Source organism: Citrobacter werkmanii, from assembly GCF_008693645.1.
Lineage (GTDB): Bacteria > Pseudomonadota > Gammaproteobacteria > Enterobacterales > Enterobacteriaceae > Citrobacter > Citrobacter werkmanii.
On sequence record NZ_CP044101.1, the window covers coordinates 1548233 to 1563777 of the forward strand.

14 protein-coding genes are annotated in these 15545 nt (G+C 55.5%); 5 read left to right on the plus strand and 9 right to left on the minus strand.

Features of this window, described 5'->3' with window-relative positions; genetic code table 11:
* Window positions 1-29: 29 nt before the first annotated feature.
* Both FOB24_RS07960 and copA read right to left on the minus strand, forming a co-directional pair.
* Window positions 30-824 carry a TraB/GumN family protein gene (locus tag FOB24_RS07960; protein ID WP_150344748.1) on the minus strand — a complete coding sequence of 265 codons (795 nt, stop codon included), beginning with the start codon at window positions 822-824 and terminating at the stop codon, window positions 30-32.
* A 100-nt stretch (window positions 825-924) separates the two neighbouring features.
* Entirely contained in the window at window positions 925-3426 is a 2502-nt protein-coding gene (gene copA, locus FOB24_RS07965; RefSeq protein ID WP_069323977.1) for a copper-exporting P-type ATPase CopA, read from the minus strand.
* A 109-nt stretch (window positions 3427-3535) separates the two neighbouring features.
* Between copA and cueR the strand changes: the two genes are divergently transcribed.
* Window positions 3536-3946: a Cu(I)-responsive transcriptional regulator gene (cueR, locus tag FOB24_RS07970; RefSeq protein ID WP_069323978.1), complete on the plus strand. Its 411-nt coding sequence runs from the start codon at window positions 3536-3538 to the stop codon at window positions 3944-3946.
* On the opposite strand, the gene FOB24_RS07975 is transcribed toward cueR, so the two are convergent.
* The 4 genes from FOB24_RS07975 to FOB24_RS07990 are packed head-to-tail and all read right to left on the minus strand — an operon-like array spanning window position 3943 to window position 8166.
* On the minus strand, window positions 3943-4659 hold the full coding sequence (locus FOB24_RS07975) for a DUF3142 domain-containing protein (protein ID WP_121528697.1): 717 nt from the start codon (window positions 4657-4659) through the stop codon (window positions 3943-3945). The genes cueR and FOB24_RS07975 overlap by 4 nt on opposite strands.
* A complete protein-coding gene (locus FOB24_RS07980) occupies window positions 4629-6773 on the minus strand; it encodes a tetratricopeptide repeat protein (protein ID WP_150344749.1) in 2145 nt (714 codons plus the stop codon). Before FOB24_RS07980 ends, FOB24_RS07975 begins: the two co-directional genes overlap by 31 nt.
* A gap of 20 nt (window positions 6774-6793) precedes the next feature.
* Entirely contained in the window at window positions 6794-7252 is a 459-nt protein-coding gene (locus FOB24_RS07985; RefSeq protein ID WP_085047615.1) for an NfeD family protein, read from the minus strand.
* Window positions 7249-8166: an SPFH domain-containing protein gene (locus tag FOB24_RS07990; protein ID WP_003831073.1), complete on the minus strand. Its 918-nt coding sequence runs from the start codon at window positions 8164-8166 to the stop codon at window positions 7249-7251. Before FOB24_RS07990 ends, FOB24_RS07985 begins: the two co-directional genes overlap by 4 nt.
* A 402-nt stretch (window positions 8167-8568) precedes the next feature.
* Here FOB24_RS07990 and fetA point away from each other — a divergent pair, with 402 nt between their 5' ends.
* Window positions 8569-9246: an iron efflux ABC transporter ATP-binding subunit FetA gene (gene fetA, locus FOB24_RS07995; protein ID WP_085047614.1), complete on the plus strand. Its 678-nt coding sequence runs from the start codon at window positions 8569-8571 to the stop codon at window positions 9244-9246.
* Entirely contained in the window at window positions 9233-10012 is a 780-nt protein-coding gene (fetB, locus tag FOB24_RS08000) for an iron efflux ABC transporter permease subunit FetB (RefSeq protein WP_038638405.1), read from the plus strand. The genes fetA and fetB overlap by 14 nt, the downstream gene beginning before the upstream one ends.
* Before the next feature lie 78 nt (window positions 10013-10090).
* On the opposite strand, the gene FOB24_RS08005 is transcribed toward fetB, so the two are convergent.
* From FOB24_RS08005 to tesA, 3 genes are read right to left on the minus strand one after another with little or no spacing between them, the layout of a single operon-like run.
* Window positions 10091-10945 (minus strand): co-chaperone YbbN, encoded by an 855-nt coding sequence (locus tag FOB24_RS08005; protein ID WP_263364656.1) that lies wholly within the window; start codon window positions 10943-10945, stop codon window positions 10091-10093.
* A gap of 58 nt (window positions 10946-11003) precedes the next feature.
* Window positions 11004-11774, minus strand: a complete 771-nt coding sequence (locus FOB24_RS08010; protein WP_150344751.1) for an SDR family oxidoreductase — start codon at window positions 11772-11774, stop codon at window positions 11004-11006.
* Window positions 11775-11802: 28 nt separating this feature from the next.
* Window positions 11803-12429, minus strand: a complete 627-nt coding sequence (gene tesA, locus FOB24_RS08015) for a multifunctional acyl-CoA thioesterase I/protease I/lysophospholipase L1 (protein ID WP_003021850.1) — start codon at window positions 12427-12429, stop codon at window positions 11803-11805.
* Between tesA and ybbA the strand changes: the two genes are divergently transcribed.
* Window positions 12397-13083: a putative ABC transporter ATP-binding protein YbbA gene (gene ybbA, locus FOB24_RS08020; RefSeq protein WP_038638411.1), complete on the plus strand. Its 687-nt coding sequence runs from the start codon at window positions 12397-12399 to the stop codon at window positions 13081-13083. The two genes, tesA and ybbA, sit on opposite strands and share 33 nt — an antisense overlap.
* Entirely contained in the window at window positions 13080-15494 is a 2415-nt protein-coding gene (ybbP, locus tag FOB24_RS08025; protein ID WP_150344752.1) for a putative ABC transporter permease subunit YbbP, read from the plus strand. Before ybbA ends, ybbP begins: the two co-directional genes overlap by 4 nt.
* Window positions 15495-15545: the final 51 nt, after the last annotated feature.

Sequence of the window (15545 nt, forward strand, 5' to 3'; positions counted from 1 at the left end):
CGGGCCAATAGAAATATTGGCCATTTTTTTTACCGTAACATCTCCGGCAAATTACCTTCTCCGTACAGATGCAGTGCGCCTACGGCCACCACATAATGGCCGGCTGGCATCGCCCTGAGTCGATCGCGCCAGGCGACATTGCGCTGATGCATCAATACGTCATATAACGACTGGCTGAAAGTATTAGGAAGCGTCAATTCGCTATCGCGCGGCGGCGTTTTAAGCCACCAGCCCATCATTTGTTGCAACAACCTGGCGTTGGTATGCCAGTGCGTCAGGGTATCATCCAGAAGAGCCTGGCCATTATCGGGTAACTGGCATAGCAGCTCGATTTGACTGGATGAACCTTCCAGCTCGATCACCGGTTTGTGAGCCTGTTTTGCCGCTTTCAGCAGTTGGTAATCAATCCCGTATTCCGCCCGCAACCCCAGCTGTTGTGCCTGCGTCGCCTGTAATACCATGGCTATTTGCCACAAAGGTTGCGTCGATAACAGGGAAGGGGAAATGCCCAATTCATTGGTGACTTTACGCAGATTATCTAATTGCTCTTCACTGATGCGTTCTTCCAGGGCGGCAAAGGTCGGAAGATTAGCAAATGGCGTGTCATCGCCGGAAACATCGGCTTCGACAATCAGCGCATCAGCACGATTGAGCTTTTTGAGTAATTTGGCAGGCAGAGGCGCCATATCACGGCTACCCATGTGAATACTGCCAATCAGATGAAAATGGCGGTTGCCGGGTAAAGATATGTCAATGGCGGGCCAGGTATAGTGGTTGCCGCGCAGTGCAGACCATAATGTTTTTACCCGGTATAACAAATCCATACGACCTCCCTAAGTGGACTTCCATGCTAGCGCGTGGTCCGGGAAGGTGCAACGCGTGAATTGCCGGATAGCGCGGTTGATAGCGCCATCCGGCAAAGGCTTACTCTTTCGGTTTGAAGCGTAGCAGACGGTTAGCGTTGCTTACCACGGTAATGGAGGAGAGTGCCATCGCTGCGCCGGCAACCACCGGGTTGAGCAGCGTTCCGGTGAACGGCCACAGGATCCCGGCTGCAACGGGGATACCGATGCTATTATAGATAAACGCGCCGAGCAGGTTCTGCTTCATGTTGCGCAGCGTTGCCCGTGAGATAGACAGCGCATCCGCAACGCCCATCAGGCTATGACGCATCAGCGTAATCGCGGCGGTTTCAATCGCCACATCGCTGCCGCCACCCATGGCAATCCCTACATCGGCCTGCGCCAGCGCAGGCGCATCGTTGATACCGTCACCGACCATGGCAACCTGACGTCCCTGGCTTTGCAGACGCTTAATCGCCTCGGCTTTGCCGTCCGGCAGAACGCCCGCAATCACCTCATCAATACCTGCCTCTTTGGCAATGGCGTTGGCGGTCGTTGGGTTATCACCGGTGAGCATGACCAGACGATACCCGGCACGATGCAGACGCTGCAGGGCCGCCACGCTGTCGCTACGCAGTGGATCGCGCACCGCTAACAGCGCCGCCGCTTTACCGTCAATCGCCAGCAGTACCGGCGTTGTCCCTTGGGAGGCTTGAGCGGTAATCTCAGCTTCCATTTCAGTGGTATCTACCTGCTGTTCATTGAGCAGCGCCTGGTTTCCCAGCAGCAGCATGTGACCTTCCGTTTCGCCACTGACGCCCAAACCGCGCAGCGTACGGAACCCGTTGACCTGCGGCAACGTGACATCACCGGCTTTGTCCAGAATCGCCCTGGCCAGCGGGTGACTGGAACCCTGTTCAAGGGCTGCAGCCAGGCGAATCGCCAGCGCTTCATCGGTATTGCCAAACGTTTTGATGGCGACAACCTGTGGCTTACCTTCAGTCAGCGTCCCGGTTTTATCAAACACAATGGTATCGAGCGTACTGGCGCGCTGCAGCGCATCGGCATCGCGTACCAGTACCCCAAACTCAGCGGCGCGCCCAACACCGGAAATAATCGACATTGGCGTCGCCAGGCCCAGTGCACAAGGGCAGGCAATAATCAGAACGGTGGTGGCAATCACCAGCGTATAGACAATTTGTGGCGCCGGTCCGAAGAAATACCAGATAGCTGCGCTAACCAGCGCAATAACGACCACCACAGGAACGAATACCGAGGAGATGCGGTCAGCCAGTTTGCCAATCTCCGGTTTACTGCTTTGCGCCTGGCGCACCATGCGAATAATGCGCGACAGCGTGGTATGGCTGCCTACGGCGCTGGCGCGGAACAGCACGCTACCGTCCTGTACGACCGTACCGGCGTGGACACTATCGCCTTCGCCTTTTTGTTGCGGAATCGGCTCCCCGGTCAGCATGGCTTCATCCAGCCAGGCTTCGCCCTGAGTGATTTCGCCATCGACCGGAACCCGGTCGCCGGTGGTCAGGCGCAGCAACATTCCCGCCTGAACGTCAGCCAGCGGCACACTCTTTTCACCTTCATCGGTGACGACGCGTGCGGTTGGCGGTGTCAGATCGAGCAGTTTTTCCAGCGCTTTGGAGGAGCGTTGGCGAGCCCGCGCTTCCAGCATATGTCCGAGGTTAATCAGACCGATAATCATCGCACTGGCTTCATAATAAAGGTGTCGCGCTTCCATCGGAAACCACTGCGGCCAGAGGTTGACGCTCATGGAATAGAGCCATGCCACCCCCGTACCCAGCGCCACCAGCGTATCCATGGTCGCGGTGCCATTCATCAGGCTTTTCCACGCATTGCGGTAAAAGTGACCGCCGGCGAAAACCATCACGGCAAGCGTTGCCAGACCAATCGCCAGCCACAGGCTGCGGTTGTCGTCACTCACCATCATGTTATCGCCAATCATTCCCCACACCATGACCGGAATACCCAACAGCAGCGCGACGGCTGCCTGCCAGCGAAAACGTTTCATGGTCGCAACGGCGGTTTCCTGCTGGCGCTCGCGGCGCTTCGCGTCATCTTCTATAGCTTCAGCGCCGTAGCCCGCTTTTTCCACCGCCTGCACTAAATCTGCAGCGGACGCACTGCCCATTACCAGCGCAGTACGTTCCGCCAGGTTTACCCGTGCCTGGGTGACGCCGGGTACGCTTTGCAGAGCATTTTGTACGCGGGTCACACAACTGGCGCAGCTCATGCCGTTTAACAGCAACTGTTGGCTGTCATCATCAGCCGTAGCTGCCGGAAGCTCGGAAGGGACCGCTGCCAGTGCTTCCGACGGGATTGATGACTCCGTCAGCGGTTTAGCCTTTGGGTGGCTTAACTCCGCGCCGTAACCGGCTTGTTTGATGGTTTCAATCAGCGCTTGTGCACTGGCGCTCCCGGTGATGTGCGCTTCAGTCACAGTGACATCCGCTTGCTCAACGTCCGGGCGTTGCTCCAGACTCTCTTTAACGCGTTTTACGCAGTGACCGCAGGACAGGCCGTCCAGGGTTAGATCGATTGTTTGAGACATAACTAATTTCCTCTATGAATGGTCGGTTACTTATTGACCTTGGCAATCGTTTTGACTAACTGTTATAAAGGTTAAACCTTCCATCAAGGGGAAGGTCAAGGGAGAAGAGATGAATATATCCGATGTTGCTAAAAAAACCGGTTTAACCAGCAAAGCGATACGCTTTTATGAAGAAAAAGGGTTAGTGACGCCGCCGCTGCGTAGCGAAAATGGCTATCGCACATACAACCAACAGCATCTGAATGAACTGACGCTGCTGCGCCAGGCGCGGCAGGTTGGTTTTAACCTGGAAGAGTGCGGCGAGCTGGTAAACCTGTTTAACGATCCGGCGCGTCACAGCGCGGACGTAAAAAAACGCACATTAGAAAAAGTCGCGGACATCGAGCGGCATATCAGCGAGCTACAGGCCATGCGCCTGCATTTACTGGCGCTGGCGGAGAGTTGCCCTGGCGATGACAGCGCCGAATGCCCGATCATGGATAATCTTTCTGGCTGCTGTCATCACAAAGCGAAGGTTTAACGGCGAGGGGGATTAAGCATAAACACCACCGTACCGCGGTACCACGGGGATTTCTCCAGATGCGCTTCAGCCTGCAGATCCCGGCTACCGTTTTGCACCAGTCCCAGCTTAAATGGAATGCGCAGGCGGCTGAGCGCGGGCAGATACGCCTGGTAATTCGGCACCGTGCGCCGTCCCTGATAGCTCTGCACTACCAGTTCATCAACCGCCAGCGCGTTCAATGTGGCGACGTCGCCCGTTTTGGCCCAATCCAGTAGTCCGGTCACGCCAAGCGCAAACTCGGCCGGTAGCTGTTGGCGTAGCTGCTGTAGAAAACGGGCGTAATCGGTTAGCTGGTGGGTCGCCGCGTCAAAATCAACCTGCAGGCCGATGACGTGGTTGCCAGCGTTCTGCCAGCGTTGCATCAGCCGTATGATACGGGCAGGAATCACCTCCGGTACGTCGAGCGTGGTAAAGCGGACCGTCACCCAGATTGAGGGAAAAGTCAGTCGACTGACCGGCAGTCCCAGGCGCTGGAAAACCACGTTACCCGACCGAACCAGCACTTCGCCCTGATGCAGATAGACCGTTTGCGCGTTTTTCAGCTCGTCACTGGCTTTCACTCCGGACCATAGCCAAAAGGCCGGATGGTCACGCGCGGCGACGATATCCGCCGCCTGTGCCTGGCCCACCAGTAGCGCGGTTACCAGTAATATTTGAGTTTTTGCGCCCACGGGCTTCCCGGATACTGCGTTTTCAGTTGGGTGAACCAGCCCTTACGCTGCTGTTTATCCACGTCTTCACCGCCACATTCGTTAGAGCCAGATGGCGCATAGCACATGATGGCGCGATACAGTGCGAAGCTCTTATCTTCGACTTCCGCGGTGGGTGAGGTGATTATCTGCTGATAGTAGCTTTGCCTGTCGAACTGGCCGAACGGTTGCTTACGAGAAATTGCGGCTTCAAGCACATCGTTGCCGGTGCTGTTTTTCCACAGATCGACATGCGTTTGCGTGGTACGGAAAAATTCACCTAAACAGTTCAGTGCGTGGGCATCATCCGCTTTTTTGCTCAGGACCGTTACCGTTTCATTGAGGCTGCGACAGGTGTAACCGGCCTGAGCCGCATCGCCGTTCCAGTCAAAAGTGCTCAGGTTGACGTCGTTAAACGCCTCGTCAATGACCGGCGGCGTGATGTCGCTGACAAGCTTTTTATCGTTTAACCAGTCGCCAAAACGATTCTCGGTAAGATCCCGTACCAGCAGCGTATGCAGGGCGATGGTACGCTCTTCGTTATTGGGCCCATGGACGGCCTGCTGGCGCAGTTGTTCCAGTGTGGCCTGTGTTTTCAGCACCTGCGAGCGAAAGCGCAGGTTGGTCACGGCGCTTTCCGGGGCGAAGATTGCCGCTACGTCACCGCTATAAACCAGCGTGGCGGCGAGCTTAGCCTGTACATACTGCCGCTGTTCGTTGTCCTGGCTGACTTTCAGCAACTGCTGCCAGAAATCACGCGCCGCGGCCCAATTCTTCTGGCCCATCAGCGCTTCGCCGTACAGCACCTGCTCGCTGAAGGCCAGCGTATCGCGCGGTGCCAGTTTTTGCGCTGGCGCGACCGCCTGGATAATCGCCGCATAGTTGCCCGTCGCCAGCCACAGATTCAGTTGCAGATCGCGCCACAGCGGCAGTTTTTGGCTCTGCTCAAACACCGGCTTGCTGGCGTCGAGTTGCGCCTGGGTCAGCGTGGGTTTGTTATCGCTATTCAGACGCAGCGCGCGTAACAGTTCGATGTAGCTGACTCGCGGCGCATCGGGGAAGGCTTCCAGCACGGATTGCTCGTAGAACGCCATGCCGTAGACATTATCGTATTCGATGACAATTTTACGCAGCTGCTGCGCGTCAGCCGCTTGCTGGATCGTCTGCTCATACAACCCGGCCAGTTGCGGCCACGCCTGTAAATACCAGTTAATACGACGCAACATACCGCGGGTGGAGTCGGCGTATTGCCCCTGCGGAAAGCGTTGCAAATAGGCTTGCGCCAGAATCTGAGCCTGAGAGGCGTCCTCGCGGTTAATTTTAGCGATGTCAAAATCGCCATATTCGCTCACGCTGTTCTGACTGCTCTTGTTCAGCGCCGTACGCATCAGCATGTATTGCGCGGTCTCCGCCAGCCACGGGCGATCGCTCTTAGCGAGCTGAGTGAAATCCCGTTCGGCACTGGCATAATCACCCGCATAGAAGCTGGCGGCTGCCGCGAGATAACTTTTGTAGTGTTGAGCTGGCGAATCCGCCGGGAGAGTGGCGAGAGATGACTCAATCTGTTCACGGGTCGCGTCAGAGTACAGCCCCATACGCGCTTGCGCTAAGGCCTGGCGTTGCTCTGCTGTTAACGCGGCATCGGCCAGCAGTGCGGCAAAATACTGGCTGACGCTCTCGGTATTATTCGAAACATGACGGTTCTCATGCTCAGCGTCGTTGAGATTGGCTTCATCCGCATTAATGTTCAGCTCGGCCATCTGTCGGGAGAGGGGGCTATCTTCAGCGGATACCGGGGCAGAGGCTGGTTGTGGGGCTGTTTCATCCCATTGCGGATGATACGCAAAATAGAAATCGCGGGAGCGGGTGATATCTTCAGGCATCGACTGCACGGGCAGATCAAAAGCTTTTTCCTGGCTCAGCAGCCGCAGCAGGTTGTCGCGGCTGTCGTTTTCCGGGTTAAAGGTCGGCGTTCCTTTCAGCAGGCAGCTGTCGTCGCTCCATTTGCAGTCTTCCATATCGAAGGAGGCGAATGCCTGAGGCGTGCCAGCCAGCAAAGAACAAAGGGCAACGGCGAGAGACGTCTTCCTGATCATAGTCTGAATTCCTGTCTATTTTAGTGTGGTACCGCTTTGATAATCAGGGTAATTCCCTCAACGGCAATGACTTCAACCTGCGTTCCCGCGCTCAAATCGTCGCGGGCGCTGACGGGCCACGAACTGTCGCCGACGCGCATATGTCCGCGACCATTGACCAGGGCGCTTTCCAGAATAAATCGACGGCCAACCAACTGCTGACCGCGCTGGTTAAGATGGCTGTCGGCTGGTTTCTGCTCTTTCACGCGTTTTGCCAGCCACTTCCACCACAGCCAGGCCGCCAGCAGCGTGAGTACAGCAAACATCGCTCCCTGCCACGCCCAGTCGAGCGGGACGAGCCAAACTACCAGTCCGGTTAGCACCGCTGCCACGCCGCTCCATAGCAAATAACCGTTGCCGCCCAGCATCTCGGCGGCGAGCAACAGACCGCCGAGGCTGAGCCAGAAGATGTGCGGATGTACCAGAATCATCGCTATCATGATTTTTTCCGCTCGCTGGCGCTGTCCTTAACCAGTTCCGCGATCCCGGCAATGGAACCCATCAGGCTGCTGGCATCCAGCGGCATCATCACCACTTTGCTGTTATTCGACGAACCGATATGCTGCAACGCTTCGGTGTATTTCTGCGCCACGAAGTAGTTCACGGCCTGGATATCCCCGGCGGCAATGGCTTCAGAAACCATCTGCGTTGCGCGGGCTTCTGCTTCCGCGGAACGTTCACGCGCTTCAGCCTGTAAAAACGCGGACTGACGTTCACCTTCCGCTATCAGGATTTTCGACTGCTTCTCACCCTCCGCCTTGACGATTTCCGCCTGGCGGATACCTTCTGCTTCCAGAATGTAGGCGCGCTTGGTACGTTCGGCTTTCATCTGCGCGTTCATGGCGTCAATCAGTTCCGCCGGTGGACGCACGTCACGAATCTCAATACGGGTGATTTTGATGCCCCAGGGATTGGTGGCCTCATCAACAATATGCAGCAGGCGCGTGTTGATGTTGTCACGCTGGGAGAGCATTTCATCAAGCTCCATCGAGCCGAGAACGGTACGAATGTTGGTCATGGTCAGGTTGATGATTGCCAGTTCGAGGTTACTGACTTCATATGCCGCTTTCGGCGCGTCGATCACCTGAATAAAGCACACAGCATCAATCGAGACGTTGGCGTTATCTTTGGAGATGACTTCCTGAGAGGGGATATCAAGCACCTGCTCCATCATGTTGATCTTACGACCAATACGATCCATGAACGGCACAACAAGGCTTAACCCAGGTTGCAGAGTTTTGGTGTAACGTCCGAAACGCTCCACCGTCCACTGGTATCCCTGTGGGACGATTTTGACGCCTGCGCCGACGATGACCAGCGCGACAAAAATAAGAATAGGAATAAAAATGAGCATTGATGAAACCTCCTGTTGTGCTGTCCTTTACTGCTTCATTAGTCAAATTATACCCGATTAATCAAGGTGGCTCCCCTATAATAAATTACAGGAATATACCCTTCATACTTCAAGCTGCATGTGCGTTAGCTACGTTATTCGGCCCATCCTTGGGCCTCGCCCCTGCGGGGCCGCTGTAAGCAGCGTTCAAATCTGCTCCCGGCAGATTTGTCGTTCACTCCAGTCACATAGTTAGCTATGCTCCTGGAGATTAATGAGGGACATCCATGTCCCTCACCGAAGGCCAGCCTTTGACTGTTCAAATTCGTTCCTGACGAATTTGTCACTCACTTGCCGCCTTCATGCAACTCGAATTATTTTGGGTATAGACTGTCTGCACGAAAGAGGAAAAAAGGATCGATAATGGAAGAAAGCAGCATTTTGCTTCAGTTGAAAAATGTCGCATGGCAGGCAGGGGCGACGCAGGTTCTCAATAACATCTGTTTTAATCTCGATGCCGGAGAATTTAAGCTGATTACCGGCCAGTCCGGCTGCGGTAAAAGTACGTTACTGAAGATAGTGGCGTCGTTAATTAGCCCGAGTTCCGGTGAAATCCTTTTTGAGGGCAAGGAGATATCAACGCTAAAGCCTGAAGCTTATCGCCAGCAGGTCTCTTATTGCGCGCAAACGCCCGCTTTGTTTGGTGACACCGTCTACGACAACCTCATTTTTCCCTGGCAAATTCGCGATAAACGCCCGGAACCGGATGTATTTCTGGAAGACCTGGCCCGTTTTGAGTTGCCCGAGAGTATCCTCAAAAAAGGGATCAATGAACTGTCCGGCGGGGAAAAACAGCGCGTCTCGTTAATTCGTAATTTGCAGTTTCTGCCTAAAATCCTGCTGCTTGATGAAATCACCAGCGCGCTGGATGAGTCCAACAAACGTAACGTGAATGAATTAATTCACCACTATGTTCGCGACAAGAAAATTGCCGTGCTGTGGGTGACGCACGATAAAGATGAGATTAATCACGCGGATAATGTCATAACTCTTCAACCGCACGCCGGAGAAATGCAGGAAGTCAGCAATGAACGAGCATAATATTACCAATGAATCACTGGCGTTAGCGATGATGCTGGTGGTGGTCGCCATACTGATCAGTAACAAAGAAAAGCTGGCGCTGGAAAAAGATATTCTCTGGAGCGTTTGCCGGGCGGTGGTTCAGCTTATTATCGTCGGCTATGTGCTGAAATATATTTTCGGCGTCAATCACAGCATTCTGACCTTATTAATGGTGCTGTTTATCTGTTTTAACGCCGCCTATAACGCGCAAAAACGCAGTAAATATATTGATAACGCTTTTCTCTCGTCGTTTATTGCCATTACGGTTGGGGCGGGGTTGACGCTGTCGGTACTGGTGTTGTCCGGCTCTATCGAGTTCACGCCGATGCAGGTGATCCCAATTTCCGGGATGATTGCAGGCAATGCGATGGTGGCGGTGGGGCTGTGTTACAACAATCTGGGGCAGCGGTTTAACAGTGAACAGCAGCAAATCCAGGAAAAGCTCAGCCTCGGCGCGACGCCGAAGGTTGCTTCCGCGCCGCTGATTCGCGACAGCATTCGTGCCTCGCTGATCCCGACGATCGATTCCGCCAAAACCGTGGGGTTGGTGAGTTTACCGGGAATGATGTCTGGGTTGATTTTTGCCGGTATTGACCCGGTAAAAGCGATTAAGTATCAGATTATGGTGACGTTTATGCTGCTTTCGACCGCCAGCCTGTCAACCATTATTGCCTGCTACCTGACCTATCGGAAGTTCTATAATTCACGCCACCAATTAGTCGTAACGCATTTGAAGAAGACGTGATGTGATGCCGGAGGGAGCGGTATTTGTCGAATTTCCAGGCCCGATAAGCGCAAGCGCCATCGGGCAAAATCAAACGGATTAGTACAGCAGCGCGTACAACTGGCGGCGGTATTTCGAAGCCAGCGCATCGCCGGTTCCCAGCGCGGCAAGGATCTCCTGGAAGGTCTTACGCGCCTGACCGTCGGCAGCGGTAAGATCTTTCTTCAGGTGGCTGAACAGCAATTCCAGCGATTCTTCGTTACGTCCGACCTGATGCAGTTGAATGGCTAATTGCGTGGCCAGCGTGGCATCCTGCGGGTTGCTGGCAACCTGTTGCTGCAACTGTTGGATTTCCGGCGTATCCGCCGCCTGCTTCAGCAGTTCAATCTGTGCCACCAGCCCCTGATAACGGGTATCCTGATCTTGTAACGGAATCGTTTTCAGCACCGCTTCGGCATCGTCAGAACGATTGAGGGCGATTTGCGTTTCCGCCAGCAGCAGGCCGATTTCGCTGCTCTGGTTGGAGATTTGCCAGGCTTCTTTCAGCAGCGGCAGCGCATCCGCGTGATTACCGGCTTCGATAAACTCGATAGCCTGGCGTGCTTTCAGCTCTTCTTCGCTCGGCAGCACTTTCTCCAGCAGCGCACGAATAACTTCTTCCGGCTGCGGACCCTGGAAGCCATCTACCGGCTGACCGTTCTGGAACAGATAAACAGTGGGGATCGCGCGCAGACCAAACTGGGAGGCGATCATCTGTTCGGCGTCGCAGTCGAGCTTAGCGAGAATAAACTGACCATTATACTGGGCGGCAAGGCTCTCCAGCACCGGCGTTAATTGCAGACAATGCTGGCTGCGCTCAGACCAAAAATAGAACAGGACCGGTGTGGTCATCGACTGTTCAAGGGTCTGCTGCAGGTTCGATTCATTAATATTAACAATATTCTGTGTGGACATGGAGTTACTCTCTTTTGTCGATTTCTTGTTACATGGGGGCTGACGCGCGAGCTTCAACTCAACCCTGTAAAATTTTGTCCATTATGCGGCCTGGCAGCAGGCGTTTAAGCAGCATAATGGCCCAGGTCACCAGCGTAACCGGATAACGTAGCTTCGGTTTGTCGCTTTCGAACGCGTGACGCACTTTGGCGACAACCGCTTGTGGTCCCAGCGTAAACCGCGCGGCAATGCCGGGATTTTCCACGGGGGCATCGCTTTGCGTCTGGTTGACGTTTTCGGTAAAACGGGTGCGGATGGGGCCCGGTTCAATCAGGCTGACCTTAATCCCACTGTGACGCAGCTCCATACGCAGCGCGTCGGACCAGGCTTCCAGCGCATATTTACTGGCGGCATAGGCGCCACGTCCCGGTGTGGAGATCAATCCCATTACCGAGGAGGTCATCACGATGCGTCCTTCGCCGTGAGGTAGCATGGCGGGCAACAGGCGCATGGTGAGCTGATGCGCGCCAAAGAAGTTGGCGGAAAACTGCTGCTCCATCTGCTCGCGGCTAATCGTGGGCAGTGGGCCGTAGACGCCGTATCCGGCGTTGTTAAAGATCCCATATAAACGATTATCGGTCAGGGCGATCACCTCATCGGCGGCGCGATCCACGCTTTCGGGTGAATCCAGATCCAGCAATACGCCGGTGAATCCCATGCTGTTCATACGCGCGACATCGTCAGGTTTGCGGCAGCCGGCCAGAATTTGAAAACCCTGGCGCTTTAGCTCAAGTGCGCTTTCCAGGCCGATTCCGCTGGAACATCCTGTTATTAAGACCGATTTTTGCATAACTTTACCTGTCAGGATCTCCGTTGAATTACGAGTCGTGATTAACTAGAGGAGTGAGATGTTGCGCCATCCAGTCGGCAATAAACGGCTGGGCGTCACGATTAGGGTGAATACCATCATCCTGCATCCACTGGGGTTTCAGATAAACCTCTTCCATAAAAAAAGGCAGCAGAGGGATATCAAACTCTTTGGCGAGCTTTGGATAAATCGCGCTAAAGGTTTCATTATAACGGCGACCGTAGTTTGCCGGCAGACGAATTTGCATTAATAGCGGTTCGGCATTTGCCGCTTTCACGTCCTGCAAAATCGTGCGCAGGGTTTGTTCGGTTTGCGCAGGCGCAAAGCCGCGCAGGCCATCGTTGCCGCCAAGTTCGACCAGTACCCAACGCGGCTGGTGCTGCTTGAGTAATGCAGGCAGACGGGCCAGGCCCTGCTGCGAGGTGTCGCCGCTAATGCTGGCATTCACCACCGGCGTTTTGGTTTGCCATTTATCATTAAGTAGCGCAGGCCATGCGGCGCTGGCGGACATACGGTATCCGGCGCTCAGGCTGTCACCCAGAATTAATAACGTGTCCGCAGCGGCGGCGCGGAAAGTTAACAGGACCAGGAACAGGAAAGGCCAATGCCAGCGGAAAACATTGTTGAAGTTCATCATCTTAAGAAATCCGTCGGTCAGGGTGATCATGAGCTATCCATCCTTACCGGAGTTGAACTGGTTGTCAAACGCGCCGAGACCATTGCGCTGATTGGCGAGTCGGGATCGGGGAAATCCACGCTGCTGGCGATCCTCGCCGGGCTGGACGATGGTTCCAGCGGTGAAGTGAGTCTGGTGGGGCAGGCGCTACATACCATGGATGAAGAAGCCCGGGCACAGCTGCGGGCAAAACATGTGGGATTCGTTTTCCAGTCATTCATGTTAATCCCGACCCTGAACGCACTGGAAAACGTCGAACTGCCCGCGCTGTTGCGTGGCGAAAATAGTGGTAAAAGCCGCGACGGGGCCAAAACGTTGCTGGAGCAACTTGGGCTGGGAAAACGTCTGGATCATCTTCCGGCCCAGCTTTCCGGCGGGGAGCAGCAGCGCGTGGCGCTGGCACGGGCCTTTAACGGGCGTCCGGATGTGCTGTTTGCCGATGAGCCGACGGGCAACCTCGATCGCCAGACCGGAGACAAAATTGCCGACCTGTTGTTTTCTCTGAACCGGGAACACGGCACCACCCTGATTCTGGTGACGCATGACCCGCAGCTGGCGGCGCGTTGCGATCGGCGCTTACGTCTGGTGAATGGACAGTTGCAGGAGGAGGCATGATTGCCCGTTGGTTCTGGCGCGAATGGCGCTCGCCTTCATTACTGATTGTCTGGCTGGCGCTGAGCCTGGCGGTAGCCTGCGTACTGGCGCTGGGCAACATCAGCGACCGTATGGAAAAAGGGCTGAGCCAGCAAAGCCGCGAGTTTATGGCGGGAGATCGCGCGCTGCAAAGTTCACGTACCGTGCCGAAAGCGTGGATTGACGAGGCGCGGCAGCGGGGGTTGAAAGTCGGCGAGCAGCTGACTTTCGCGACCATGACTTTTGCCCGTGACACGCCGCAGCTGGCGAACGTCAAAGCGGTAGATGATGTGTATCCGATGTACGGCACGTTGCAGACCAATCCGCCGGGGCTGAAACCGCAGCCGGGTTCGGTGCTGCTGGCCCCACGCCTGATGGCGCTGCTCAATCTAAAAATCGGTGATTCCATTGACGTCGGAGACGCCACGCTGCGCATCGCCGGCGAGGTGGTGCAGGAGCCAGATTCCGGTTTTAATCCGTTCCAGATAGCGCCGCGCCTGATGATGAGCATGGCGGATGTCGAAAAAACGGCGGCGGTCCAGCCGGGAAGCCGCGTGACATGGCGCTATAAATTTGGCGGAACGCCGCAGCAACTGGACGCGTACGAAAAATGGCTGTTTCCGCAGCTAAAGCCTGAACAGCGCTGGTACGGGCTGGAGCAGGATGAAGGCGCGCTGGGGAAATCACTTGAACGTTCACAACAGTTTCTGCTGCTGTCGGCGCTGTTAACGCTGCTGCTGGCGGTCGCTGCGGTTGCTGTGGCGATGAGCCATTATTGCCGCAGCCGTTACGATCTGGTGGCTATACTGAAAACCCTCGGCGCGGGCAGAGCGCAACTGCGTAGGCTGATTGTTGGTCAATGGTTGATGGTGCTGGCGTTGTCTGGCGTGACCGGTGGGCTTTTCGGGCTGTTGTTTGAGCACGCGCTGGTGGTGTTACTCAGGCCGGTCCTGCCCGGCGATCTGCCGCCCGCCAGCCCCTGGCCGTGGCTGTGGGCCTTAGGCACCATGACGGTAATTTCGCTGTTGGTAGGGTTGCGTCCTTATCGGCTACTGCTGGCGACGCAGCCGCTACGTGTGTTACGCCGTGACGTGGTGGCAAACGTCTGGCCGCTGAAGTTTTATTTGCCGGTGGTATTGGTTGTTGTGGTCGTCCTGCTCGCTGGACTGATGGGCGGAAGCCTGCTGTTATGGGCTGTGCTGGCCGGTGCGGTAGTACTGGCGCTGGTGTGCGGCGTGCTCGGTTGGATGCTGCTTAACGTGCTGCGTGGTCTGACGCTCACCTCGCTGCCGCTGCGTTTAGCGGTCAGTCGACTGTTGCGCCAGCCGTGGTCAACGCTCAGTCAACTGTCGGCATTTTCACTTTCATTTATGCTGCTGGCGCTGCTGCTGGTGCTGCGCGGCGATCTGCTCGATCGCTGGCAGCAGCAAATGCCGCCGGAAAGTCCAAATTATTTCTTGATCAACATTGCCAGTGAGCAGGTTGTACCGCTGAAGTCATTCCTGTCGGAACATCAGGTGATCCCGGAATCGTTCTATCCCATTGTACGTGCGCGTCTGACAGCCATTAATGATAAGCCGACCGAAGGAAATCAGGATGAGGCGCTTAACCGCGAACTTAATCTGACCTGGCAGGATACCCGCCCGGATCATAACCCGATAACCGCCGGAAGCTGGCCGCCGAAAGCGGGGGAAGTGTCGATGGAAGAAGGGCTGGCGAAGCGGCTAAACGTGAAGCTCGGCGATCGGGTGACTTTTATGGGCGATACCCAGGATTTCAGCGCCACGGTCAGCAGCCTGCGTAAAGTGGACTGGGAAAGCCTGCGGCCTAACTTCTTCTTTATTTTTCCTTCCGGGGCGCTGGACGATCAGCCCCAGAGCTGGTTAACCAGCTTTCGTTGGGAGAACGGCAACGGCATGTTGACGCAGCTTAACCGCGAATTCCCGACCATCAGCCTGCTGGATATTGGCGCCATCCTCAAACAGGTGGGCCAGGTGCTGGAGCAGGTAAGTAGAGCGCTGGAAGTGATGGTGGTGCTGGTTACCGCCTGCGGCATGTTGTTGCTGTTGGCGCAGGTTCAGGTGGGGATGCGTCAACGTCATCAGGAACTGGTGGTCTGGCGCACGCTGGGAGCAGGCAAGAAATTGCTGCGTACCACGCTGTGGTGCGAGTTCGCTATGCTCGGGATGGTCGCCGGGCTGGTGGCGGCCATCGGTGCGGAAACCGCGCTGGCTGTATTGCAAACCCGCGTATTTGACTTCCCGTGGGAGCCAGACTGGCGACTGTGGGTTGTGTTGCCGCTTTGTGGGGCATTGCTCCTCTCTTTATGCGGCGGATGGCTCGGTTCACGACTGCTTAAAGGTAAAGCGCTGTTCCGTCAGTTCAGTAATTAATTCCTGCCAGTGATGATTACGCACCGGTTTTTTAAATCGGTGCGTTTTTTT

Coding starts and splice junctions, on each gene's coding strand:
- copA (WP_069323977.1), bottom strand. CDS start 3,426: ATGTCTCAAACAATCGATCTAACCCTGGACGGCCTGTCCTGCGGTCAC.
- tesA (WP_003021850.1), bottom strand. CDS start 12,429: ATGATGAACTTCAACAATGTTTTCCGCTGGCATTGGCCTTTCCTGTTC.
- FOB24_RS07980 (WP_150344749.1), bottom strand. CDS start 6,773: ATGATCAGGAAGACGTCTCTCGCCGTTGCCCTTTGTTCTTTGCTGGCT.
- FOB24_RS08010 (WP_150344751.1), bottom strand. CDS start 11,774: ATGCAAAAATCGGTCTTAATAACAGGATGTTCCAGCGGAATCGGCCTG.
- FOB24_RS07990 (WP_003831073.1), bottom strand. CDS start 8,166: ATGCTCATTTTTATTCCTATTCTTATTTTTGTCGCGCTGGTCATCGTC.
- fetB (WP_038638405.1), top strand. CDS start 9,233: ATGAACGAGCATAATATTACCAATGAATCACTGGCGTTAGCGATGATG.
- ybbP (WP_150344752.1), top strand. CDS start 13,080: ATGATTGCCCGTTGGTTCTGGCGCGAATGGCGCTCGCCTTCATTACTG.
- fetA (WP_085047614.1), top strand. CDS start 8,569: ATGGAAGAAAGCAGCATTTTGCTTCAGTTGAAAAATGTCGCATGGCAG.
- cueR (WP_069323978.1), top strand. CDS start 3,536: ATGAATATATCCGATGTTGCTAAAAAAACCGGTTTAACCAGCAAAGCG.
- FOB24_RS07985 (WP_085047615.1), bottom strand. CDS start 7,252: ATGATAGCGATGATTCTGGTACATCCGCACATCTTCTGGCTCAGCCTC.
- FOB24_RS08005 (WP_263364656.1), bottom strand. CDS start 10,945: ATGTCCACACAGAATATTGTTAATATTAATGAATCGAACCTGCAGCAG.
- FOB24_RS07960 (WP_150344748.1), bottom strand. CDS start 824: ATGGATTTGTTATACCGGGTAAAAACATTATGGTCTGCACTGCGCGGC.
- ybbA (WP_038638411.1), top strand. CDS start 12,397: ATGCCAGCGGAAAACATTGTTGAAGTTCATCATCTTAAGAAATCCGTC.